This window comes from Actinomadura syzygii, assembly GCF_008085905.1.
GTDB lineage: Bacteria > Actinomycetota > Actinomycetes > Streptosporangiales > Streptosporangiaceae > Spirillospora > Spirillospora syzygii.
The window spans coordinates 186,482-207,916 of sequence record NZ_VSFF01000003.1 but is presented as its reverse complement, the minus strand read 5'-3'; the positions used below and the strand labels follow the sequence as shown (position 1 = coordinate 207,916).

General features: G+C 75.2%; 20 protein-coding genes and 2 riboswitches. Of the genes, 5 read left to right on the top strand and 15 right to left on the bottom strand.

Annotation, left to right across the window (positions count from 1 at the left end):
* Nucleotides 1–15: 15 nt before the first annotated feature.
* The gene (locus tag FXF65_RS08035; protein WP_148349093.1) at nt 16–738 is read right to left on the bottom strand and encodes a maleylpyruvate isomerase N-terminal domain-containing protein; all 723 of its coding nucleotides are present in this window, start codon (nt 736–738) and stop codon (nt 16–18) included.
* 281 nt (nt 739–1,019) lie between these two features.
* Nucleotides 1,020–1,436 (bottom strand): plectin, encoded by a 417-nt coding sequence (locus FXF65_RS08030; RefSeq protein WP_148349092.1) that lies wholly within the window; start codon nt 1,434–1,436, stop codon nt 1,020–1,022.
* Nucleotides 1,437–1,586: 150 nt separating this feature from the next.
* Between FXF65_RS08030 and FXF65_RS08025 the strand changes: the two genes are divergently transcribed.
* Nucleotides 1,587–2,162 (top strand): TetR/AcrR family transcriptional regulator C-terminal domain-containing protein, encoded by a 576-nt coding sequence (locus FXF65_RS08025; RefSeq protein WP_148349091.1) that lies wholly within the window; start codon nt 1,587–1,589, stop codon nt 2,160–2,162.
* Nucleotides 2,163–2,171: 9 nt separating this feature from the next.
* Here FXF65_RS08025 and FXF65_RS08020 read toward each other — a convergent pair whose 3' ends face one another.
* The 3 genes from FXF65_RS08020 to FXF65_RS08010 are packed head-to-tail and all read right to left on the bottom strand — an operon-like array spanning nt 2,172 to nt 5,066.
* Nucleotides 2,172–2,822, bottom strand: coding sequence for a LutC/YkgG family protein (locus tag FXF65_RS08020; protein WP_148349090.1), 651 nt, complete (start codon nt 2,820–2,822; stop codon nt 2,172–2,174).
* Between the two features lie 37 nt (nt 2,823–2,859).
* Nucleotides 2,860–4,341 carry a lactate utilization protein B gene (locus tag FXF65_RS08015; protein WP_378233465.1) on the bottom strand — a complete coding sequence of 494 codons (1,482 nt, stop codon included), beginning with the start codon at nt 4,339–4,341 and terminating at the stop codon, nt 2,860–2,862.
* Nucleotides 4,338–5,066 carry a (Fe-S)-binding protein gene (locus FXF65_RS08010; protein ID WP_148349089.1) on the bottom strand — a complete coding sequence of 243 codons (729 nt, stop codon included), beginning with the start codon at nt 5,064–5,066 and terminating at the stop codon, nt 4,338–4,340. Before FXF65_RS08010 ends, FXF65_RS08015 begins: the two co-directional genes overlap by 4 nt.
* 278 nt (nt 5,067–5,344) lie before the next feature.
* On the opposite strand from FXF65_RS08010, the gene FXF65_RS08005 reads away from it, so the two are divergent.
* A complete protein-coding gene (locus FXF65_RS08005; protein WP_148349088.1) occupies nt 5,345–5,548 on the top strand; it encodes a DUF5999 family protein in 204 nt (67 codons plus the stop codon).
* 114 nt (nt 5,549–5,662) lie between these two features.
* Here FXF65_RS08005 and FXF65_RS08000 read toward each other — a convergent pair whose 3' ends face one another.
* Nucleotides 5,663–6,316 carry an alpha/beta hydrolase family protein gene (locus FXF65_RS08000; RefSeq protein ID WP_148349087.1) on the bottom strand — a complete coding sequence of 218 codons (654 nt, stop codon included), beginning with the start codon at nt 6,314–6,316 and terminating at the stop codon, nt 5,663–5,665.
* A 50-nt stretch (nt 6,317–6,366) separates the two neighbouring features.
* Between FXF65_RS08000 and FXF65_RS07995 the strand changes: the two genes are divergently transcribed.
* The gene (locus tag FXF65_RS07995) at nt 6,367–6,792 is read left to right on the top strand and encodes a PPOX class F420-dependent oxidoreductase (RefSeq protein ID WP_148349086.1); all 426 of its coding nucleotides are present in this window, start codon (nt 6,367–6,369) and stop codon (nt 6,790–6,792) included.
* Between the two features lie 34 nt (nt 6,793–6,826).
* On the opposite strand, the gene FXF65_RS07990 is transcribed toward FXF65_RS07995, so the two are convergent.
* The gene (locus FXF65_RS07990) at nt 6,827–7,954 is read right to left on the bottom strand and encodes a tetratricopeptide repeat protein (RefSeq protein WP_148349085.1); all 1,128 of its coding nucleotides are present in this window, start codon (nt 7,952–7,954) and stop codon (nt 6,827–6,829) included.
* Between the two features lie 120 nt (nt 7,955–8,074).
* Nucleotides 8,075–11,023 carry an aminomethyl-transferring glycine dehydrogenase gene (gcvP, locus tag FXF65_RS07985; RefSeq protein WP_148349084.1) on the bottom strand — a complete coding sequence of 983 codons (2,949 nt, stop codon included), beginning with the start codon at nt 11,021–11,023 and terminating at the stop codon, nt 8,075–8,077.
* Between the two features lie 68 nt (nt 11,024–11,091).
* Nucleotides 11,092–11,203: riboswitch (glycine riboswitch) on the bottom strand.
* Nucleotides 11,204–11,298, bottom strand: a riboswitch (glycine riboswitch).
* Nucleotides 11,299–11,547: 249 nt separating this feature from the next.
* Between gcvP and FXF65_RS07980 the strand changes: the two genes are divergently transcribed.
* On the top strand, nt 11,548–13,977 hold the full coding sequence (locus FXF65_RS07980; RefSeq protein ID WP_222868431.1) for a lysylphosphatidylglycerol synthase transmembrane domain-containing protein: 2,430 nt from the start codon (nt 11,548–11,550) through the stop codon (nt 13,975–13,977).
* A 326-nt stretch (nt 13,978–14,303) separates the two neighbouring features.
* On the opposite strand, the gene FXF65_RS07975 is transcribed toward FXF65_RS07980, so the two are convergent.
* From FXF65_RS07975 to FXF65_RS07945, 7 genes are all read right to left on the bottom strand, one after another.
* Nucleotides 14,304–14,909 carry a MerR family transcriptional regulator gene (locus FXF65_RS07975; protein WP_148349082.1) on the bottom strand — a complete coding sequence of 202 codons (606 nt, stop codon included), beginning with the start codon at nt 14,907–14,909 and terminating at the stop codon, nt 14,304–14,306.
* A gap of 477 nt (nt 14,910–15,386) precedes the next feature.
* Nucleotides 15,387–15,857: a bifunctional nuclease family protein gene (locus FXF65_RS07970; RefSeq protein WP_067886188.1), complete on the bottom strand. Its 471-nt coding sequence runs from the start codon at nt 15,855–15,857 to the stop codon at nt 15,387–15,389.
* A 142-nt stretch (nt 15,858–15,999) separates the two neighbouring features.
* The gene (gene ftsR, locus FXF65_RS07965; protein WP_148349081.1) at nt 16,000–16,725 is read right to left on the bottom strand and encodes a transcriptional regulator FtsR; all 726 of its coding nucleotides are present in this window, start codon (nt 16,723–16,725) and stop codon (nt 16,000–16,002) included.
* A gap of 52 nt (nt 16,726–16,777) precedes the next feature.
* A complete protein-coding gene (locus tag FXF65_RS07960; RefSeq protein ID WP_148349080.1) occupies nt 16,778–17,308 on the bottom strand; it encodes an FHA domain-containing protein in 531 nt (176 codons plus the stop codon).
* A 307-nt stretch (nt 17,309–17,615) separates the two neighbouring features.
* Complete coding sequence (locus tag FXF65_RS07955; protein WP_187412171.1) at nt 17,616–18,248, bottom strand: DUF881 domain-containing protein; 633 nt, start codon at nt 18,246–18,248, stop codon at nt 17,616–17,618.
* 107 nt (nt 18,249–18,355) lie between these two features.
* Complete coding sequence (locus FXF65_RS07950; RefSeq protein ID WP_148349078.1) at nt 18,356–18,688, bottom strand: small basic family protein; 333 nt, start codon at nt 18,686–18,688, stop codon at nt 18,356–18,358.
* Between the two features lie 22 nt (nt 18,689–18,710).
* Complete coding sequence (locus FXF65_RS07945) at nt 18,711–19,607, bottom strand: DUF881 domain-containing protein (protein WP_148349077.1); 897 nt, start codon at nt 19,605–19,607, stop codon at nt 18,711–18,713.
* 195 nt (nt 19,608–19,802) lie between these two features.
* Here FXF65_RS07945 and FXF65_RS07940 point away from each other — a divergent pair, with 195 nt between their 5' ends.
* The gene (locus FXF65_RS07940) at nt 19,803–21,404 is read left to right on the top strand and encodes an ABC transporter ATP-binding protein/permease (RefSeq protein ID WP_148349076.1); all 1,602 of its coding nucleotides are present in this window, start codon (nt 19,803–19,805) and stop codon (nt 21,402–21,404) included.
* The last annotated feature ends 31 nt before the right edge of the window (nt 21,405–21,435 follow it).

Genomic DNA, 21,435 nt, shown 5'->3' with positions numbered 1-21,435 from the left:
CGCGTCCCACCACCCTCATCTGACCGGCTTGCCCGCGGAACCACCCGGAATGGTCGCCGAGCCCCTGGCCGCGGCGCGGCCCGCGCGGCGTCCCCGCGTCCGGCCCGCGTTCTCGCCCGGGTCGGGCCAGCGCGGCGAGCGGCCCGAGGATCGCAGCACCGCCTCCCACGAGTCCCCCGACTCCAGCGGCAGGTGCGGGACGCCCCAGTGCCACGCCGACACCAGCAGGTCGGGGTCGCGCGGGCGGTACCGCGTGCCGATCGCGCGGGCCATGTCCCAGGCGTGCAGGTGCCACTCCACGCACGCCGCGCCCGCGTGGTCGCCGACCGTGTACTTCGTGCCCTTGTAGATCAGGTGCGTCCGGTCCCACATGTCCGCCATCAGGTCGGCGTACGCGCCCGCCGACACCCCGAACGCCATGATCCGGGCCGGACCCGGCTCCGCCGGCAGCACCGCGAGCTCCGCCGCGTTCTGCCTGGCCTGCTGCCTGATCAGCACCGCGGACGCGGCGTCCTGCGCGAACAGCTTCGCCAGCCGGCTGTCGGGCGCGTCCTGCAGGTACTCCAGGAAGTTCTCCGCGACGCACCGCAGATGCCCGGCGAGGTCGATCAGCCGCCAGTCCGCGCAGGGCGTCGGCGCGTCCCAGTCGCCGGCCTGCTCCGCCAGCGCCCGGATCGCCCCCACCCCGTCCTGGTAGGACTCGATCACCCGGCCACGATCCGGCGGCGTGCGCTCCACGTGACTTCCCCCCGCGTCCAGAGCACGATGTGCCCCCTCCGCCGGGACGCGGCCGCGCGCGGCGCGCTCCTGCGGCACGCGGCGCGGCGCCCCCCGACGCTCCCCCGAGAGGGCAGACTCTCAAAGTTCCGTGCCCGGTGCCACCCGGCGACGCTGTGTCGGCACAGGTCGGCGGACCGGACCGGTCACGGCTCACCGTGGGAGGACGACCCCCCGCATCTCCCGGAAATGCCCGTCACACCGCGGGGGACGGCCCCGCACGCCCCCCGGAACGGCCTGGGTCAGATGACGACGGTCGGCTGCGTGCGGAAGCTGAGCCGGTGCGCCTCGCGGGCGGTGCGCAGGCGGTCGACCTCGTCCGTCCACGGGCGGACGGCCGGGCGCGCCCTGGCCTTGCGGGCGGCGATCTCCGCGGCGCGGCGGGCCTTCGCGTCCTGCTCGTCCGTGGCGTACGCCTTCGGGCCCATCTCGACCCGCTCGGCCGCCTCGGCGGCGGCGAGCACCGCGGTGAGCGCCTGGTCGAACGCCGCGGTCAGCTCCCGCAGGCGCGGCTCGGGCGTCTGCGCGCCCTGCGCCTCCCGCAGCTCCCGCTCGGCGTCCCCGGCCGCCGCGAGCCGCTCGTCGTACTCGGCGGCGAGTCGCCGGTCGGCCTCGTACGGCTCGGCGACGTCCTTGCTCACCCGGCGGCCCAGCGGCATGGCGGTACTCCTTCGGCGGTCGGCCTTGCGGTCGGTCGGCGTTGTGGTCGGCGAAATCGTCCGGACGAGGAAAGGGTACGCGGCGGCGCGGCGTGTCGTGACGGCGGACACCCCGCCCCGGCCCTTTACGTAGTAAGGTCCATGCTCACTATGGTCAGGCAACCGAGCATCAACGCCCAGCACCGCGCGCCGCTGTCCACCGAGCGGATCATCGACGCGGCGCTGCGCATCGTCGACGGCCAGGGCCTCGCCCGGCTCACCATGCGCCGCCTCGGCGACGCCCTGGAGGTGGAGGCGATGGCGATCTACCACCACCTCCCCCGCGGCAAGGAGCAGCTCCTGGACGGGCTCGTCGCGCACGTCGCGTCCGCGCCCGCCGACACCGGCGCCGTCGCGCTGCAGGCCGGCTGGCAGGACGTCCTGCGCGGCTGGGCCCGCGGCTACCGGACGCGCCTGCTCGCGCACGCGGGCGTCCTCCCGCTCGTCGTCACCCGCCGCAACCCCGCCGCGCTCGTCACCACGGTCACGTCGCTGCGCGAGGTGCTGCGCCGCGGCGGCGTCCGCGAGGAGACCGCCGCCGTCGCCGCGCACACCCTCCTCGGCTACGTCATCGGGCACGCCGCCCTGGAGGTCCGCGGCACCGCCGAGGACGGCGCCGACCGCGCCGTGAACTGGGACGACCGCTTCGACGCCGGGCTCGAACTCGTCCTGAGGAGCGTCCAGTAGCCCGGCGGCTCAGTCCTCGACGACGAGGATCTCCAGGTGCAGGGGGCCGTGCCCGCCCTCCACCCGGACCATCTCGATCGCGTGCGTCGCCGACGGGCCGCTGATCCACGTCAGCGGCCGGGACGGGTCGAGCCGCCGCACCGCCTCCGGCACCGTCCCGACGATCTGGTCGGCGTGCACCACGCACAGGTGGTAGCCGGGGACGGCGGTGAGCGCCCGCCTGCCCTGCGCGCGGCCGCCGTCAAGGATCACGGTGCCGGTCCGCGCGACGGCCGCCGCGCAGCCGGTGACCACGCCGTCCACCGCGCCGAGCGCCTCGGCGTCGAGCGCGGGCGCGTCGGCCAGCGCGCGGACGCCCTCCAGCTCCGCCAGCCACCCGTACGGCAGATCGGCGGGGACGACGATCTGCTTCACCTCGCGCCCCCACAGCGCGGCGGCGACGGCGGTGCCGAGTTCGTCCGCGCTGACGTGCCGCACCGCCGCCCGGTTGGCGGCGACCCGTTCGCTGAACAGCGCGACGACGTCCGCCCTGGTCGCCGCCTCGGCCTCGGGCAGCGTCCGGTCGTAGCCGCGCGGGACGGGCGGGCTCGTGCCGCGCGACCCGCCGAGCGCCTCCCGCACCCGGCGCAGCACCTCGGCGCGCGAACCGCCCCCGGTCACGACCGCCCCGCCAGCGCACTCGCGGGCACGCGCGCCGTCACGGCCGCCTCCGGGCCCACCAGGCGCGGAAGCTCTCGGCGGGCGGCGCGGGCAGGTCGCGGGCCTCCGTCCACTTGCCGAGCAGGCCGGGCAGCCGGCGGATCCGGCCGCCGCGCGACAGCAGCCGCGCCCACCGGGTGCTCCGGCGCAGCGCGGTCTCGTAGCGGCGGGCGTCGCCCATCGTCCAGGCGAGCCCGCGCATCAGCGCCAGCTCCGGCGTCGGGACGGGCCGCCGCCGCCGCGACTCCACCACCGCGCCCCGCAGGTGCACCAGCACCCCCGGAATGTCGATCTTCACCGGGCAGACGTCGGCGCACGCGCCGCACAGCGTCGACGCGTACGGCAGCGAGGCGTCGGCCGCGCTCTCCACGCCGCGCAGCTGCGGGGTGAGGATCGCGCCGATCGGCCCCGGGTACACCGGCCCGTACGCGCGGCCGCCCGTCCGCTCGTAGACGGGGCACACGTTCACGCAGGCCGAGCAGCGGACGCAGCGCAGCGCGGCGCGCCCGACCTCGTCGGCGAGGGCCCGCGTGCGCCCGTTGTCGACCAGGACGAGATGGAACGCGCGTGGCCCGTCGCCCGGCGTCACGCCCGGCCACGACGCGGCGTACGGGGTCATCGGACCCGCGCCCGCCGCCCGCGGCAGCAGCTGCAGGAACACCTCCAGGTCGGCCCACGCCGGGACGACCTTGTCGATGCCCGCGACGGTGATCAGCGTGTCCGGCAGGGACAGGCACATCCGCGCGTTGCCCTCGGACTCCAGCACCACCGGCGTCCCGGTCTCGGCGACGAGGAAGTTCGCGCCGGTCACCGCGACGCGGGCGCGCAGCAGCCGGTCGCGCAGGTGGGCGCGGGCGGCGGCGGCCAGCCCGGCCGGGTCGTCGCCGAGGTCGGCGGCGGCGGGCAGCGTCCGCCGGAACAGCTCGGCGATCTCCGCGCGGTCGCGGTGCAGCGCGGGCGACAGCAGGTGGGACGGCTCGTCCCCGCCGACCCCGACGACGAGGTCGGCGATCGCCGTCTCGTACGCGGTCACCCCGGCGCGGGCCAGCGCGGCGTCCAGCCCGATCTCCCGGAGCGTCGCCGACGACGCCTTCACGACCTCCTTCGCGCCGGACGCCCGCACCAGGCCGGTGACGACCTCGCGCGCCTCGGCCGCGTCGACCGCCCAGTGGACGACGCCGCCCGCCCCGGTCACCCCGCGCTCCAGCTCCTCCAGGTGGACGTCGAGGTTGAGGAGCGTCGCGTCCCCGATCGCGCGGCCCGCCTCGCGGAGGGCGTCCCAGTCGGCGGCCTCGGCGGTGGCGGCGGACGTCCGCGCCCGCGCCTCGGCGGTCGCGCCGCGCAGGTTGCGGCGCAGACCAGTGTCGGCCAGCGCGGACCGCGCGGCGCTCGCGAACTTCGGCGTCGGCAGCGGCACCGGACCGCCGCCGGGCCTCGTCCCGGCGGAGGACTCGGTCGTCCGCCGGGAGGAGGCCGTCACGCCGGCCCCGTCGCGGCGAGGATCTCGGCCAGGTGCATCGTCCGGACGCCGCCGCGCAGCCGCGACAACGCGCCCCCGATGTGCGCCAGGCACGAGTTGTCGACCGCGCACACCACGTCGGCGCCCGTGTCGCGGACGTGCCGGACCTTGTCGGCCACCATCGCGACCGACACGTCGGAGTTCTTCATCGCGAACGCGCCGCCGAACCCGCAGCACTCCCCCGCCGCGGGCAGCTCGACCAGGTCGAGGCCGCGCACCGCGCGCAGCAGCCGCAGCGGGCGGTCGCCGACGCCGAGCACCCGCGCGGCCTGGCAGGACGGGTGGTAGGTCACCCGGTGCGGGAAGTACGCGCCGACGTCGGTCACGCCGAGGACGTCCACCAGGAACTCGGTCAGCTCGTAGACGGCGAGGCCCTCGGCGGCGCGGGCGAGGGCCGGGTCGCGGGCGGCGCGGGCCAACCGCGGATAGGAGTCGCGGACGGCCGCCGCGCACGACGCCGACGGCGCCACCACCGCCGCCGCGCCCTCGAACAGCGCCGCGTACGCGCGGGCGAGCGCCGCGGCCTCGCGGTGGTAGCCGGTCGTCCAGTGGACCTGCCCGCAGCACGTCTGGCCCGGCGGGTACTCGACCTCGTGCCCGAGCCGCTCCAGCAGGGCGGTCACGGCCTTCCCGGTGTCGGGGAACAGCGCGTCGTCGAAGCAGGCGACGGACAGGGCGACCCGCACCGGCCTCACTCCCCCCGCGCCTCGCAAAGCCCGTTCCCACGGAACATCGTAGGGGTTTCACCCGGCGACGGCGTGTCGTTCTCCGTCCGTTGTCGCGCGGCGGGGACGCTGAGGTTACCGGCACTTCGGGGTGAGGCGGGTCACAGCCTCCGGTACTCCGGTACCAACGGACAACCGTCCCAACGGGCTATAGCCGACGGGTACGAACCGTTCCACACTGGGGTGCGTCAGACAAGGAAGTACGCGACCTACCAGTTGCATGAGACCGGAGGCACACGATGTGCCCGCACCAGCCGCCATGTCCCTCGCACGACGAGCCCGACCGCGACGCCGCACGGACGCTGGCCTCCCACCCCGAGCAGGGGTGGAGCCTGCTGTGCAACGGCGTCGTGCTCTTCGAGGACACCGGTGAGCTGCTGCCCGACGGGGAAGTCATCGCACCGCACCGGCCGACGGATCCACTGACTCCGTCCGCCGCTTGAACACGTCCACGGGGGACTAGTTCAAACGGGTGATCATCCTCGGGGGCAACGCCCACCTGTCCCGCCCATCCGTCCCAGGACTCCGGGCCCCTACCGGGCCCGGGCCGAAGACCCTCACCGGCCGCCCGTCCGCACCGGACGGGCCGCCCCCAACCCCGCTGCGGGTCCCGCCCATCGCCGCAGCCACGGCTCCGCCGCCCGTCCGACAGCGGCGGGGTCGCGGTTCAAGTCGTGCCGCTCCCCCGCCAGCACGACGACCTCCGCGGCGTCCGCCGTGTCCGGCACCCCGAACGGGTCCCGGTCGCCGTTGACGACGAGCACCTCCACGCCCGCGCCGCGCAGCTCGTCCACCCGCGTCTTCTCGGGACGGCCCGGCGGGTGCAGCGGGAACGCCAGCGCGACCACGCCGACGGCGCCCGCGGCCGACGCCGTCCGGCACGCGACCCGCGCACCGTTGCTCCGCCCGCCCTGGACGAGCGGGACGTCCCGGAACCGCCGCCGCAGCTTCGCGACGACCTGCAGCCACGCCTCGTCCTGCTTCACCGCCGAGCCCGGCGCGCGCCGCCCGGCGAGCCGGAACGGCTGCGTCACCCGCGCGACCGCGCCGCCGAGGCCGAGCGCCGCCTCCCGGACGGCGAGCAGGTCGGCCGCGTCCACGCCGCCGTTCGAGCCGTGCGTGAGGACCAGCAGGAACGCCGGGTCGTCCACGGCGTCCACGGCCGCCTCGGCCGGGCCGTGCGCCGTCACCAGCTTCGTCCGCCTGCCCATCCGCCCACGGTAGCGGGCCGCCCAGATGATCTTTGCGGCAGACTGGGCGGATGGAGCGAATGACAGACGCCGAATGGCGCGCGTTCGTCATGGCGGGCACCCGCACCGGCAAGGCGGCCGTCACCGCCGCGGACGGGACGCCGCACGTCACGCCGGTCTGGTTCGTCCTCGACGGCGACGACGTGCTGTTCAACACCGCCCGCGCGACCGTCAAGGGCCGCGCCCTGGCGCGCGACCCGCGCGTGTCCATCTGCGTGGACGACCAGACCCCGCCCTACTCGTACGTGATGATGCGGGCCGAGGCGTCCCTCGTCGAGGACCTGGACGAGATGCGCCGCTGGGCCACCGTCATCGGCGGCCGCTACATGGGCGCCGACCGCGCCGAGGAGTTCGGGGCGCGCAACGCCGTCCCGACCGAGTACCTCGTCCGCGCCCGCGTCACGAAGGTCGTCGCCGAACGCGGCATCACCGACTGATCCCCGCCGTCCGGCACGACCGCGAGGGCGCCGGTCAGGTGTCGGTGCGGTCGGGGGCGTCCATGGCGAGGCGGAGGCGTTCGGCGAAGCTCTCCTGCAGCAGGGGGCCCCAGGCGTAGCCGCCCGGGACGCGCACCGCCCGGCCGAGCGCCTCGTCCGCGTCGCCCTTCGGCCGCTCCCCGGCGTCGGCGCCGCCCGCGTCCCGGACGGCGAGCAGCGCGTACATGTGGTCGAGCGCGCCGAACGCGTCGCCCGCGAGGGCGGGCAGCGTCCCGTCCGCGACGGCCTGCTCGACGACGGGCTCCCACCACAGGTCGGCGGGGTCGGCGTCGTCCTCCTCGCCGCCGAAGTCGCGGCGGAGCCGGGCCCGGACCTGCGCGGCCGTCCCCGGGTCGGCGAGGCCGCGCCGCCACACCTCGGACGCCTCGCCGCCGCGCCCGCGCAGCGGCAGCGTCCGGGCGAGCAGCTCGGTGGCGAGCGGCCCGACCTCCGGGTCGGACGGGTCCTGCCCGAGGGCCGCGTCGAACGCGCCGATCGCCTGGTCGAGGCAGGCGATGCCGAGCGCGACCGCGAGCCGCGCGTACGCGTACGGCGCGGCGGCGCGGTCGACCAGCCGGAGCCCGGCGGTCAGGACGCGCTGCGCCCGCGCGGGCTCGCCGCGCTCCAGCAGCCGCTCGGCGAGGTCGTGCGCGGCGGGCGGGCCGTACTCGGCGTCGCCCGTGCCGAGCACGGCCTCCCAGTGGCCGCGCGCCTCCTCGAAGTCGCCGGCGTCGTCGGCGATCCGGGCGAGGGCCAGGTGGGCGGGCGGCAGGTAGGCCGGGTTGCCGAAGTCGACCACGACCCGCCACGCGGGCGCCGCCTCCGCCTGCTCGCCGGCCCGCTCGTGCGTGAGCGCCAGGTGGTAGGCGGCGCGCGGCCCGTACTCGGGGTCGCCGGTGGCGATCGCCGCCCGGTCGGCCTCGCGGGCCCCGGCCACGTCCCCGGCGTCGTCGAGGACGACCGCGAGCCCGAGCGCCGCCCGCGCCCGGCACGGCGTGTCGCCGAGCGCGAGCACCTTCCCGAACAACGCCGCCGCCCGCTCGGCCTCGCCGTTCTCGGCCAGCTTCCGAGCCTCCTCGCACACCTGTGCGGGGTCGAGGTCCGGCTCCGGGGACTCGCTCATCGATCTGCCCTCTGGGGTCGGGGACGCGCTGCCCTCACGGGGGTCGGGTCGCGCCCGAGCCTAGCGGGTGCGCCGCCCCCGAGGGGCGACCCTCAGCCCTCGATCCCGCGTCCCCGGTCCTCAGTCCTCGAACGCCTCGGGGGGCGGGCAGGAGCAGACCAGGTTGCGGTCGCCGTGTGCCTGGTCGACGCGGCGGACGGGCGGCCAGTACTTGTCCTCGCGGAGGGCGGGCAGCGGGTAGGCGGCCTCCTCGCGGGTGTAGGCGTGCTTCCAGTCGTCGGAGAGCAGGCAGGCGGCGGTGTGCGGGGCGTTCTTGAGGGGGTTGTCCGCGCGGTCGTAGCCGCCGTCGGCGACGCGCTGGATCTCGCGGCGGATCTCGATCATCGCGTCGCAGAACCGGTCGAGCTCGGTGAGGTCCTCCGACTCGGTCGGCTCGATCATCAGCGTCCCGGCCACCGGGAACGACAGGGTCGGGGCGTGGAAGCCGTAGTCGATGAGGCGCTTCGCGACGTCCTCGGCGGTGATCCCGGTCTCCTTGGTGATCTTGCGGAGGTCGGCGATGCACTCGTGCGCGACGAGCCCGTTCCGCCCGGTGTAGAGGATCGGGTAGTGCGGGCCGAGCCGGGCGGCGAGGTAGTTGGCCGCGACGATCGCGCCCTCGGTGGCGGCGCGGAGGCCGTCCGGTCCCATCATGGCGATGTAGGCCCAGGAGATCGGCAGGATGCCCGCCGAGCCCCAGGGCGCGGCGGAGATCGGGCCGACGCCGGTGTCCGGGCCCGCCTCGGCGCGCAGCGGGTGGTTCGGCAGGAACGGGGCCAGGTGCTCGCGGACGCCGATCGGGCCGACGCCCGGCCCGCCGCCGCCGTGCGGGATGCAGAACGTCTTGTGCAGGTTGAGGTGCGACACGTCCGACCCGAACTCGCCGGGACGGGCCAGCCCGACGAGCGCGTTGAGGTTGGCGCCGTCGACGTAGACCTGGCCGCCCGCGTCGTGCACGGCCGCGCACACGTCGGTGATCGTCTCCTCGAACACCCCGTGCGTGGACGGGTACGTCACCATGATCGCGGCGAGCCGGTCGCCGTGCCGCCCGATCTTGGCGTGCAGGTCGTCGAGGTCGACGTTGCCGCCCTCGTCGCACTTCACGACGACGACGCGCATCCCGGCCATGACGGCGCTGGCGGCGTTGGTGCCGTGCGCGGACGACGGGATCAGGCACACGTCCCGGCGCTCGTCGCCGCGCGAGGCGTGGTAGCCGCGGATGGCGAGCAGCCCGGCCAGCTCGCCCTGCGACCCGGCGTTCGGCTGGACGGACACCTTCGCGTACCCGGTGATCTCGGCGAGCGCGTCCTCCAGCTCGCCGATCAGCTCGACGTACCCGGCGGCCTGGTCGACCGGCGCGAACGGGTGGATGTTCGCGAACTCCGGCCAGGTGACCGGCTCCATCTCGGCGGTGGCGTTCAGCTTCATCGTGCAGGACCCGAGCGGGATCATGGACCGGTCGAGCGCGACGTCGCGGTCCTGGAGGCGGCGCAGGTAGCGCAGCATCGCGGTCTCGGAGCGGTGCGCGTGGAACACCGGGTGGGTCAGGTAGGGGCTCTCGCGGCGCAGGTCGTCCGGGATCGCCTCGACGGGGGTCTCGGCGGCGGGCGCGGCGCCGAACGCCTCCAGGACGGCGGTGACGTGCACGGGCAGCGTCGTCTCGTCGCAGGCGACGGCGACGTGGTCGGCGTCCACCGGGCGGAGGTTGACGCGGCGCTCGCGGGCGGCCGCGACGACCTCCGCCGCGCGGCCGGGGACGCGGGCGAGGACGGTGTCGAAGAACGCGCCGTGCACGACGTCCACTCCCCCGGCGCGGAGCCCGGCCGCGATCTCGGCGGCGCGGCGGTGCGTGCGCTGCGCGATCGCGGCGAGCCCGTCCGGGCCGTGGTAGACGGCGTACATGCTCGCCATCACCGCGAGCAGGACCTGCGCGGTGCAGATGTTGCTGGTGGCCTTCTCCCGCCGGATGTGCTGCTCGCGGGTCTGCAGCGCGAGCCGGTGCGCGGGCGCGCCGTCCGCGTCGACGGACACGCCGACGAGGCGGCCGGGGAGCTGCCGCTGGATGCCGTCGCGGACCGCCATGTATCCGGCGTGCGGGCCGCCGAACCCGTACGGGACGCCGAACCGCTGGGCCGAGCCCACCGCGATGTCGGCGCCGGACTCCCCCGGCGGGCGCAGCAGCGTCAGCGCGAGCAGGTCGGCGGCGACGACCGCCTGCGCACCGCGCTCGTGCGCCTGCGCGATCACCGGCTCCAGGTCGCGGACGGCCCCGGACGCGCCCGGGTACTGCAGCAGCACGCCGAAGAAGTCGCCGTCCGGCAGCCCGCCGGACAGGTCCGCGACGACGACCTCGATGCCGAGCGGAACGGCCCGCGTCCGCACGACCTCGACCGTCTGCGGCAGCGCGTCGGCGTCCACCAGGAACGTGCCAGGCTCCGTGTCCTTCTGGGTGGCGCCCCCCAGACCCCCGGAGTGCGGGTCAGGCTTCCTTGCTTCGCTGCGATCGCCTGACCCGCGCTTGGACACCCGGTGCGCGAGGGCCATGCCCTCGGCGGCGGCGGTGGCCTCGTCCAGCATGGACGCGTTCGCCACCGGCAGGCCCGTCAGGTCGCTGACGACGGTCTGGAAGTTCAGCAGGGCCTCGAGCCGGCCCTGCGAGATCTCCGGCTGGTAGGGGGTGTAGGCGGTGTACCAGCCCGGGTTCTCCAGCACGTTCCGCATGATCACGCCCGGCGTGGTCGTGCCGTGGTAGCCGAGCCCGATCATCGAGGTGAGGACCGTGTTGCGGGCGGCGAGCTCGCGGAGCCGGTCCAGCGCGGCGCTCTCGCTCAGCGCGGGCGGCAGGTCCAGCGGCCGGCCGGTGCGGATCGCGGCGGGCACGGCGTCGGCGATCAGGGCGTCGACGCCCGAGTAGCCGACGGCCGCCAGCATCCTCGCCTGGTCGTCCGGGGACGGGCCGATGTGCCGGTCGGCGAACGCGGCGCGCGGGTGCTGCGGCGCGGCGACGGGCGCGAAGAACTGGGCCGTCATGGAGAGCCTCCTGGCTGCTGCGGGTCGCTGGTCGCTCAGGTGAACCGCCGGGACTGGCCGGCGGCCGGTTCTCCCCCTCTGTCATCGGCACCTGAGAGCTTCACCCGCGCGGCGGGGTTTCCCCTTCGGTGAGCCGCCCGTCCCCTCCCGCGGGGACCGGCGCCTGCTTTCCAGAGGTGCCTCGCCCGAGCGGTCCTTTTGCCTGAGAGGTTCCGGGGAGGTTGCCCCTTCGGCGCCCCACGCTGGCCGCGTGGGGTCTCTCCCGCACAGGGTCGACGGCATGTCCTGGACAAACCCTACCCAAAGATCGGTCGCGACGATCGTCCCGCCCCCTCCGACGTGCGTCTCGGCGCCTCTACCCGCGAGTACGATGTGCACGTCCACCAGGGGGACCGGGCCTGGGACACTGATCACGACGATGGACGATCAGGGCGGCGGTACGGCGTGACGCACACGGGCGACGGCGCGGCGCGCGGGCGGGCGCGCGGCGCGACGCACGGGCGGGCGCGCGGGCGGGCGCGGCCGTGACCCCGGCAGCCGTGCCCGTCGACGAGCCCGCCCAGCCGGACCGGATCCGCCGCTCGTCCGACGCCATCCGGTTCGCCGCGTCCGTGGTCGGGCTCGCCGCGGTGATGCTGCTCGTGTCGATCGCGCAGCAGACGACGCACGGCCTGCAGACCGACATCGCGCAGGGCACCGCGCACGCGCCGCGGCTGCTGCTGTCCCTCGCGACGCTCGTGTCCAGCTTCGGCGTGCTGGCCGTGCCGGTCGCGTTCGCGATCGAGCGGCTGCTCCGCAAGGACGGGACGCGCGTCGCGATCGCCCTGCTCGCCGCCGTGATCGCGTTCGGGATCACGGTGGGCCTGGACGACCTCGTCGTGCGGGCCGCGCCGGGCGGCGTCCTCGACTCGCTGATCTGGGGCGGCAGCGCCACCGCGCCCGTGCACACCGACATCGCGCCCGTGATCGCGTTCGTCAGCGCGGTCGGGATGGCGGGCCGCCTCCGCTGGCAGGCCGCGACCTGGACGCTGATCGGGGTCGCCGCGCTGACCGGGCTCACCGCCTCCTACGCCTCGGTCGCCGCGCTCGCCGCCACCTACTTCCTCGGCACCGCCATCGGCCACGGGACGCTCTACGCGGTCGGCACCCCGAACCCGCGGCCGTCCGGCGCCGCCGTCATGGCGACGCTGGACCGGCTCGGGCTCCGCGCGGCGAAGGCGGCGCGGCTGGACGAGCCCGCCGAGGGCGCCGAGGAGGCCCGCCGGTACGGCGTCGTCCTCGGCTCCGGCCCGGCGGCCGGGCACGGCGTCCGCCCCCCGGCGCGGCACGGCGGCTGGGACGTGGAGGTCCACGTCCTGGACCGCGACCAGCAGACCGCCGGGCTGCTCTACCGGGTGTGGCGGCTGCTGCGGCTGCGCTCGGCGACGACCGGCCGGGCGCTGCGGTCGCTGCGCCGCTCCCTGGAGCAGGAGTCGCTGATGGCGTACGCGGTGGACGCGGCGGGCGTCCGCACCCCGCGCCTGCTCGGCACGTCCGAGGTCGGCACCGAGGCGGCCCTGCTGGCCTACGAGCACGTGCCGGGACGGCGGCTCGCGGACGTCCCCGACAAGGAGATCACCGACGCCCTCCTCGCCGACGTGTGGCGGCAGTTCCGCGCCCTCCAGGCGGCGCGGCTCGCGCACCGGCGGCTGCAGGACGGCGCCGTCCTCGTCGGCGAGGACGGCCGCGCCTACGTCACCGACCTGCGCGCCGGGGAGATCGCGGCGGGCGACCTCGCGCTGCGCCTCGACCTGGCCCAGCTCCTCACCACCCTCGCGCTCCGGACGGACGCCGAGCGCGCCGTCCGCACCGCCGCCGGGGTGCTCGGCGAGGAGGCCCTCGCCGCCGCCGTGCCGCTGCTGCAGCGGGTCGCGCTGTCGAGGGAGACGCGGGCGGCGCTGCGGGACGACCGGGAGCTGCTGACCCGGATCAGGGAGCAGATCGTCCGGCTGAAGCCGGAGACGGAGGTCGCGCCGATCCGGCTGGAGCGGTTCCGGCCCCGGACGGTCATCAGCATCGTCGCGCTGTCGATCGCGGCGTACATCGTCATCCCGCAGGTGGCGAGCCTCGACCTGCGCACCATGGCGGCCACGGCGAGCTGGCACTGGGTGGTCGCCGCGCTGGGCGGTGCCGCGCTCACCTACCTGGCGGCGGCGCTCATGCTGATGGGGTTCGTCCCGGAACGGCTGCCGCTCGGCCGGACCGTCCTCGCCCAGCTCGCCGCGTCGTTCGTGAAGCTCGTCGCCCCGGCGGCGGTCGGCGGCGTCGCGGTCAACACCCGCTACCTGCAGCGGTCCGGGGTGCGGCCGGGGCCCGCGGTGGCGAGCGTCGGCGCGTCCCAGCTCGTCGGGCTGGTCACGCACCTGCTGCTGCTCGTCCTGTTCGGGTTCCTCACCGGGTCGAGCGGCAAGGCCACGCAGGACCTCGCGCCGTCCCGGACGATCGTCATCGCCGTCCTGGCGACGGGACTGGTCGCCGGGCTCGCGCTGACCGTGCCGCGGGTCAGGCGGGAGGCGACGTCCCGGCTGCGGAGCATGTTCTCCGGCGTGGTGCCGCGGCTCGTGGACGTCCTGCAGTCGCCGAAGAAGCTCACCACCGGGATGGGCGGAACGCTGCTGCTGACGGTCGGGTTCGTCCTGTGCCTGGACGCATCGATCCGCGCGTTCGGCGGTTCACTGCCGGTCACGTCGGTGGTCGTGGTGTTCCTCACCGCGAACGCGCTGGGCTCGGCCGCGCCGACGCCCGGCGGGCTCGGGGCCGTGGAGGGCGCGCTGACGCTGGCGCTGACGATCTCCGGCCTGTCCGCGGAGACCGCGACGTCGGCGGTGCTGCTGTACCGGCTGCTGACGCTGTGGCTGCCGGTGCTCCCCGGCTGGGCGGCCTTCGCCTATCTCCAACGCAAGGAAGCCCTCTGAGCGAGCGCTCAGCCGCGGATCGGCGAGCCTCCGCCCGGTGCAGGGCCTGATCCCGATGCGAGGGCCATGAGGCGCGGGCGTGGACCCGCCTGTGTCCGAGGGCCGAGCGGACGCGGAATGCGGGTGCGACGGGCCCTACGACGGGGCTTCAACCGATACGCGAGTTCAGGTGAAGTGTGATCCGGCCGGTGCGGCGGGGCTTCAACCAGGTGCGCGGATTCCGGCGGAGTGCGTGTCAGCCGGTGCGGCGGGGCTTCGGTCGGTGCCCGGGGGGCTCAGCCAGTGCGGGGGGGGTGAGCCGGGAGGGTGAGACAGGTGGTGGAGGGTCAGCCGGTGCGGCGGGCGCGGCGGCGGTTCGCGAGCTCGTCGTGCGGATGCTCGGACGAGTCGTCGCCGACGGCCTCGGCGCGTTCGCCGGGCAGTTCGGCGAGGCTGCCCTCGACCTCCTGCCAGACGCGGCCGAGCGCTATGCCGAACACGCCCTGCCCGCCCTGCAGCAGATCGACGACCTCGTCGGCCGAGGTGCACTCGTAGACGCTGACGCCGTCGCTCATCAGGGTGATCTGCGCCAGGTCGCGGACGCCGCGGTCGCGCAGGTGCGACACCGCCGTCCGGATCTGCTGCAGCGACACCCCGGTGTCGAGAAGCCGCTTCACGACCTTCAGGACGAGGATGTCGCGGAAGCTGTAGAGCCGCTGGCTGCCCGACCCCTGCGCCGACCGGACGCTCGGCTCGACCAGCTTCGTCCGGGCCCAGTAGTCGAGCTGCCGGTAGGTGATCCCCGCCGCGGCGCACGCCGTCGGGCCGCGGTAGCCGACATCCTCCGGTGGCGCGGACACCTGCGTGTCGAAGAGCAGCCCCTGCTCCCCGGCGCGCTGGGACGCCATCCGCCGCTCGGGGGTCGCCTTGCCCTCGCCGCTGCTCACCGCCACGCGGACCTCCGGCTTCTATCATCCCGTGCCGCTTCGTCAAGGGGGTTTGACGACTTACACCACGGGTGTTCCACCAGCACGGTAGGTGCCGGTCAGGGTGTGGTCAACGTTCATCGTCGGCGCGTCGCATGCCCGGATGAACCGGCTTCACGTGGGCAAACCTCGCACCTTCCGAGCCAACCCCACTCCTACCCGTGTTTATCGCCCCGCACTCGTGTTCATTGCCTTGCGCTCCTCTTTCGGGCGCTGGGCGCCCTCCATCGTCGCGCGAGGCTGTGCGATCGCCGCATCGCTCCGGCTCGCCTTGCGGCTCGCTTCGCGATCAGGTTCTCGCTTCGCTCGAACCTGGCTTCGCCCGCGATCGCGACGGTTCAGGTGCGTGCGTGGCCGGGGTGGTGGCTGAGGTTGCTGAAACGAGAGTACCTCTTGGTGATCCCCGTGCGCCCGCGGCTCGCCCGGCTTGTCGGCGCGCGCGTGTCAGCCCGCGCGGCCGAAGTCCTCCGGGGAGATGGTGTCGAGGAACTCGCGGAACTTCTCGACCTCGTCCTCCTGCTCGTCCGGGATAGCGACCCCGGCCTCTTCGAGGACGTCCTCGCTGGCGAAGATCGTGGCGCCGGTGCGCAGGGCGAGGGCGATGGAGTCGGACGGGCGGGCGCTCACCTCGACGCCGTTGGAGAACACGAGGTCGGCGAAGAAGATGCCCTCGCGCAGCGCGGTGATGTTGACGGTGCGGAGCTGGACGCTGAGGGCGTCCAGGACGTCGCGGAACAGGTCGTGGGTGAGCGGGCGGGCGGGCAGCACGCCCTGCTGGGCGAAGGCGATCGCGGTCGCTTCGACCGCCCCGATCCAGATGGGCAGGTAGCGGTCGCCCTCCGTCTCCTTCAACAGGACGATGGGCTGATTGGAGGGCATCTCGACCCGGACGCCGACGACCTCCATCTGCTTCACTGCGGCTCCCTGCTGGTTCTCGCCGTCTCGATCACCACGTGCAGCGGATCAGTTCGTGACCGAACCCTGTAGCCAACGTACACCCCGCTCCGGACAGCTCGTGTTGCCGCGGCTCCGGCAAAATCCTCCGCGGCGCACATGATCAGCGGTCGAGGCTTTCGCGGAGCCCGGCGTCGACCAGGGCGGCGTGCAGCCGCACCGACAGCGCGGCGATCTCCCGCGCGGTCTCGGCCGCCTGCTCGTGGGCGCCCTGGCCGCGGCGGCGCAGCTGCGGCGCGACCATCTGCTCGATCAGCCCGACCTGCCGGTCGGCGGCGGCCTTCACCGCGCGCAGGTGGCGGACCTCGAAACCGAACTCGCCGAGCGCGGCGGCGGCGCGGGCGACGCTCAGCGCGTCGCCCTCGTAGTGGGTCCCGGCACGCCGGACGAGGCCGTACTCCTCCAGCCGGGCGAGCAGGCCCTCGTCGATCCCGGCGCCGTCGAGGAGCTGGCGGCGGGTCAGCCGGACGGGCGGGTCGGCGGCGGTGGTGTCGGCCGCGACGAGCGTGCGGGGACGGCGCGGCTCGGGCGCGCCGGGCCGGCGCGGCCCGAGCGGCGGCGGGTTCTCGCCCCGGTCGCGCGCCTCCAGGTGCTGGCGGATGACGCGGAGCGGGAGGTAGTGGTCGCGCTGCGCCGCGAGGACGAACCGCAGCCGCTCCACGTCGGCCGCGCTGAACTTGCGGTACCCGGACGGGCTGCGCTGCGGCTCGACGAGGCCCTCGGACTCCAGGAACCTGATCTTGGAGATGGTGATGTCGGGGAAGTCGGGCCTGAGCAGTCCGAGGACGTCCCCGATCGTCATCAGGGACCGGGCTGACTGCGCGTTCATGGCCCCTCCCATCGTCGCCGCGGCCTCGTGCTCCGCCGGTGCAGGCCGCGCGTCAGCCGTGCGCCGGATTGGTCAGGAACACCAGCCGGAACTTGCCGATCTGCACCTCGTCGCCGCCGGACAGCCCGGCCTGGTCGATCCGCTGCCGGTTGACGTAGGTGCCGTTGAGGCTGCCCACGTCGCGGACGGAGAACACGGCGCCCTGCCGGGCGAACTCGGCGTGGCGGCGCGAGACGGTGACGTCGTCCAGGAAGATGTCGCTCTCGGGGTGCCGTCCGGCGGAGGTGCGGTCCTTGTCGAGCAGGAACCGGCTCCCCGCGTTCGGGCCCCGCTTGACCACGAGCAGCGCCGTCCCCGGGGGGAGCGCCTCCATGGCCATCTGGTCGGGACCGAGCGAGGGCTCCTCGGTTCCGGCGTCGGTGTCGAGGGCCTCGAACCCGCCGATGGAGATGGTGGACGTGGACTCGCCGGGCGACTCCCGGGGAGGCAGCGGACTCCGGGTGAGCGGAGTACCGCAGTTCGAGCAGAAGCGGGCATCATCCGGGTTGGCGTGACCGCACTGCGTGCAGTAGACGCTCGGCATCGATCGGCTCGGCCTCCTACCATCGGCGCGGCGCCGGGCGCCCCGCCGCAACGGGAGCCGCCTGCGCCACGCGCATCCATCAACCAACCCACGCCGGGGACCCGCCCCCGACCACGGTCGACCCACCGCCCGCTCAGACGACGGTCGCCGCAACTTACGCGGGTATTACCCGAGGGGTCAACTGGAACGGTGAGCCGACCGGACCAAACTACATTCGTCGATGATCGCAGGTCTACGCCGCCGCGCGGACCGCCCCGATGACGACGTTCGAGCGGGCCGTCCGGTTTACCGCTCCCCCCGTCTCCCTCTACGGAGACCGTACCGCGTCGACGACGACTTTCGCGCGCGGGGTGATCGAGACCTCGGCGCCCGCGGCCTGGAGCGTCCGCACCAGCCCGCCGGGGATGTTCAGCGCCGTCGTCATCGTATGGGGGTCGCCGATGGCGCGGAACCGGTACGGCGGGACGAGCGCGCGGCCGTCGGCCCGGACGCCGTCGCGGTCGTCCAGGAAGTAGCTGTCGACCCCGGCGCGGACGTCGTTGACCTGCACGACCTCGGCGCCCGCGTCGCGCAGCTCCTCCAGCGCGTCGAGCAGGTTGACGGCCCGCACGCCGCGCCGCGGGTCGCCGACCGTCAGCTCGATGCCGGGGCCCTCGGCCGGGACGGTGCCCGCGAGCAGGCCGTAGGTGGCCGCCCGCTTGCGGGCCTCCTCCAGGGCGGTTCCGCCCTGCGCGTCCCGTTCGAGCCGGGCCTTGGTGTCCTCCAGGTCGCGCAGGTCGCCGCGCAGCCGCTCGGAGCGCTGGCCCAGATCGGACAGGACGCCGACGAGCTCGTCCTGCCGCGCGGTCGCGAACGTGGTGTCCCTCTCGTTCGAGCGGATCTGCGCGACGACCGCGAACCCGAGCACGAGGCACAGCAGACCGCCGATCAGCTGGCCCATGCTGACTCGCGGTCTCAACAGATCGGCGACCGCGCGGAGGCCCTCCGGGCGCGCCTCGGCGTCGCGGCCCGGTCTGGGTTCGCGGCCCGGCCTGGGTTCGGGGCCCGTCATGCGCCGAACAGCCTGCGCCGGATGCCCGCCGCGTTGGAGAAGATCCGGATGCCGAGGACGACCACCACGCCGGTCGAGAGCTGCGACCCCACGCCGAGCTTGTCGCCGAGGAACACGATCAGCGCGGCGATGACGGTGTTGCTGAGGAAGGAGACGACGAACACCTTCTCGTCGAAGATGCCCTCCAGCCGGGCCCGGATCCCGCCGAACATGGCGTCGAGCGCCGCGACGACGGCGATCGGAAGGTACGGCTCCGCCCAGAGCGGCACGTCCGGCTGGAGGACGAGCCCGAGCGTCACGCCGATCACGAGCCCGATCAGCGCGATCACGTCCGGGTCACCCCTCCTCCGCTCACCGGCCGTCCCCCTCGTGGGGAACGGCGTACCGCAGCCGGACGGCTCCGGCGGCGGGCAGCCGGACGTCCGACGCGCGGCGCGTCCCGTACCTGATCCGGTAGCGCTCGCTCAGCGTCCGCAGCCGCCGGTCGGCGGCCGAACCGGCGAAGGCGGCGCGGAGCCGGTCCGGGTCGCCGACCGCCGTCACCGCGTAGGGCGCGCCGAGCGGGCGGTAGTCGACCAGGATCGCCTCGCCCGCGGCGCGGATCGCGGTGGTCGGGGTGAGCCGCTGCCCGTTGATCCCGATCGCCTCGGCCCCGGCCGCCCAGAGCCCGTTGACCAGGACCTGGAGGTCCTGATCATAGACCCGGCCGTCGGTCGCGGCGGGTCCGCGGCCGGGCCGGGCGTCCGGGTCGTCGCCGGGCGCGTCGTCGACCGTGACGACCAGGCCGTCGCCGGACGCGGGCGTCGCGGCCGCGGCGGCGCTCGCGCGGGCGAGCGCCTGCCGGGCGCGGCGGCCCTGCGCGCTGCGGGCGAGGGCGGCGGCGCGGCGGCGCTCGGTCTCGTCCCGGAGGCGGCCGAGGCGGCGCTGGAGGTCGTCGGTCTCGGCGGTGCGGGCGTGGATCTCGCCGACGAGCCGGGACCGGCGCTCGGCCGCGACGGGCTCGCCGCGCCGCACCTCGGCCCCGGCGACCGCGATCAGCGTCCCGGCGAGCGCGAGGACGAGCAGGACGCCGCCGCCGCGCAGCCGCCCCCGCCGGGAGCCGCCGTCGCCCGCCGCGGCGCGCCGGGCCGCCGCCTCGGCGTAGCCGTGGTCGAGGAGCTTCCCGGCGAACAGGTCGGCGAGCAGCGACATGGAGGCGTCGGGCCGCCGCCGCCAGCCGTCCGGGCCGTCGTCCCGTCGTGTGATCACCGCCCCATCATGGCAAGGACGTCCAAATCAACGCGCGAACCCCGTCCGTAACGCGGCCCGCGGGCGCGTCCCGCGACGCCACGGTGGCCTGACCTTCCTGGACGGGCCGGGTCCGATCGTCCATCGTTTCCACACGGGCGTTTCCGCACGGCGTTACATACGGGGGCGCGGTGCCGGGCGCCCGAAGGGGAGGCGATGCCGATGATCGAGGTCCGGGACGTGGGCCAGCGCGTGGACGGGGGCCGCCGCACGCTGCGCGACGTGTCGCTGACGATCGGGACCGGGGAGCTGGTCGCGATCATCGGCGGCAGCGGCGCGGGCAAGACCACGCTGCTGGACGCGCTCGCGGGCGTCCGCCCGCCCGCCGAGGGCCACGTCCGGCACGCGGGCGGCGACGGGTCGCTCGGGTACGTCCCGCAGGACGACATCGTCCACCGGGACCTGCCGCTGCGGCGCACCCTCCGCTACGCGGCGGGCCTGCGGCTGCCCGCCGGGACGCCGCCGGAGGACGCGGAGAGCGCGGTCGACGGGGCGCTCGCGGCGCTGGCGCTCACCGGCCGCGCCGGGCAGCGGGTCGGGTCGCTGAGCGGCGGCGAGCGCAAGCGCGCCAGCATCGCCGTCGAGCTGCTGACCCGGCCGTGCGTGTTCTTCCTGGACGAGCCGACGTCCGGCCTCGACCCGGCGTCGGCGGCCGATCTGATGCGGACCCTGCGCGGCCTCGCCGCCACCGGGACGACCGTCGTCCTCACGACCCACCACCCGCCGGACGCGGCCGTGTGCGACAAGGTCGCCGTCCTCGCCATGGACGGGACGCTCGCGTTCTACGGCCCGCCCCGCGAGGCGCTCGCGCACTTCCAGGCCGACGGGTTCGACGACGTCTACCTCCGCCTGTCCAGCGGCCGCGCGGAGATCGGGGAGGCCCCCGCGCCGAAGCCCGTGCCGCGCCCGGCCGACCGGCCCTCGCCGGGCGGGCCGCCGGTCGGGGCGTGGCGGCAGTGGGCCCTGCTCAGCCGCCGCAACGCCGACCTGCTGACCCGGAACCGGCTGACGGTCGCCGTCCTCGCGGGCTCGCCGTTGATGGTGCTGGCGATGTTCGCCGTCCTGTTCCGTCCGGGCGCGTTCTCCCCCGCCGCGCCCAGCCCGAGCGCGACGGTGATGATCCTGTTCTGGATCGCGTTCGGCGGGTTCTTCTTCGGCCTCACCTACGGCCTGCTCCAGGTGTGCTCGGAGCTGCCCGTGGTGCGGCGGGAGCGGCTCACCGGGCTGCGCGCCGGGCCGTACGTGCTGGCGAAGGTCGCCGTGCTGCTGCCGCTGCTGGCCGTCGTGGACGCGCTGACCCTCGGCGTCCTGCGCGCCCTGGACCGGCTGCCCGCGGCGGGCTGGGGCGCCTATGGGGAGCTGTTCACGACGCTGCTCCTGTGCTCGCTCGCGGCGCTGGCGCTGGGCCTGCTCGTGTCCGCGGCCGTGACCGACCCGGCGCAGGCGACGATGGCGCTGCCGATGCTGTGCTTCCCGCAGGTGCTGTTCGTGGGTGCGATCCTGCCCGTGCCGGTGATGGCGGCGCCGGGACGGTGGCTGAGCTACGCCATGTCCAACCGGTGGGCGTTCGAGGGGCTCGGCCACAGCCTCGGCGTCGAGCGGCTCTGGGCCACCGGGCGCTCCCCGCTCGGCCCGCCGCTGCTCGACTCCTACGGGGACACGTTCTCCCGCGCGGTCGCCGTCGACTGGGCGGTCCTCGGCGGGTTCGCGGCGCTGTTCCTCGCCGGGACGTGGCTGGTGATCGTCCGGCGTACCTGACATCCGGTCTACCTGACAAACGTCCTCAGGC

Coding starts and splice junctions, on each gene's coding strand:
- FXF65_RS08030 (WP_148349092.1), bottom strand. CDS start 1,436: ATGCCGCTGGGCCGCCGGGTGAGCAAGGACGTCGCCGAGCCGTACGAG.
- FXF65_RS08025 (WP_148349091.1), top strand. CDS start 1,587: ATGGTCAGGCAACCGAGCATCAACGCCCAGCACCGCGCGCCGCTGTCC.
- FXF65_RS08005 (WP_148349088.1), top strand. CDS start 5,345: ATGTGCCCGCACCAGCCGCCATGTCCCTCGCACGACGAGCCCGACCGC.
- FXF65_RS08000 (WP_148349087.1), bottom strand. CDS start 6,316: ATGGGCAGGCGGACGAAGCTGGTGACGGCGCACGGCCCGGCCGAGGCG.
- FXF65_RS07995 (WP_148349086.1), top strand. CDS start 6,367: ATGGAGCGAATGACAGACGCCGAATGGCGCGCGTTCGTCATGGCGGGC.
- FXF65_RS07990 (WP_148349085.1), bottom strand. CDS start 7,954: ATGAGCGAGTCCCCGGAGCCGGACCTCGACCCCGCACAGGTGTGCGAG.
- gcvP (WP_148349084.1), bottom strand. CDS start 11,023: ATGACGGCCCAGTTCTTCGCGCCCGTCGCCGCGCCGCAGCACCCGCGC.
- ftsR (WP_148349081.1), bottom strand. CDS start 16,725: ATGAACGCGCAGTCAGCCCGGTCCCTGATGACGATCGGGGACGTCCTC.
- FXF65_RS07960 (WP_148349080.1), bottom strand. CDS start 17,308: ATGCCGAGCGTCTACTGCACGCAGTGCGGTCACGCCAACCCGGATGAT.
- FXF65_RS07955 (WP_187412171.1), bottom strand. CDS start 18,248: ATGGGCCAGCTGATCGGCGGTCTGCTGTGCCTCGTGCTCGGGTTCGCG.
- FXF65_RS07940 (WP_148349076.1), top strand. CDS start 19,803: ATGCCGATGATCGAGGTCCGGGACGTGGGCCAGCGCGTGGACGGGGGC.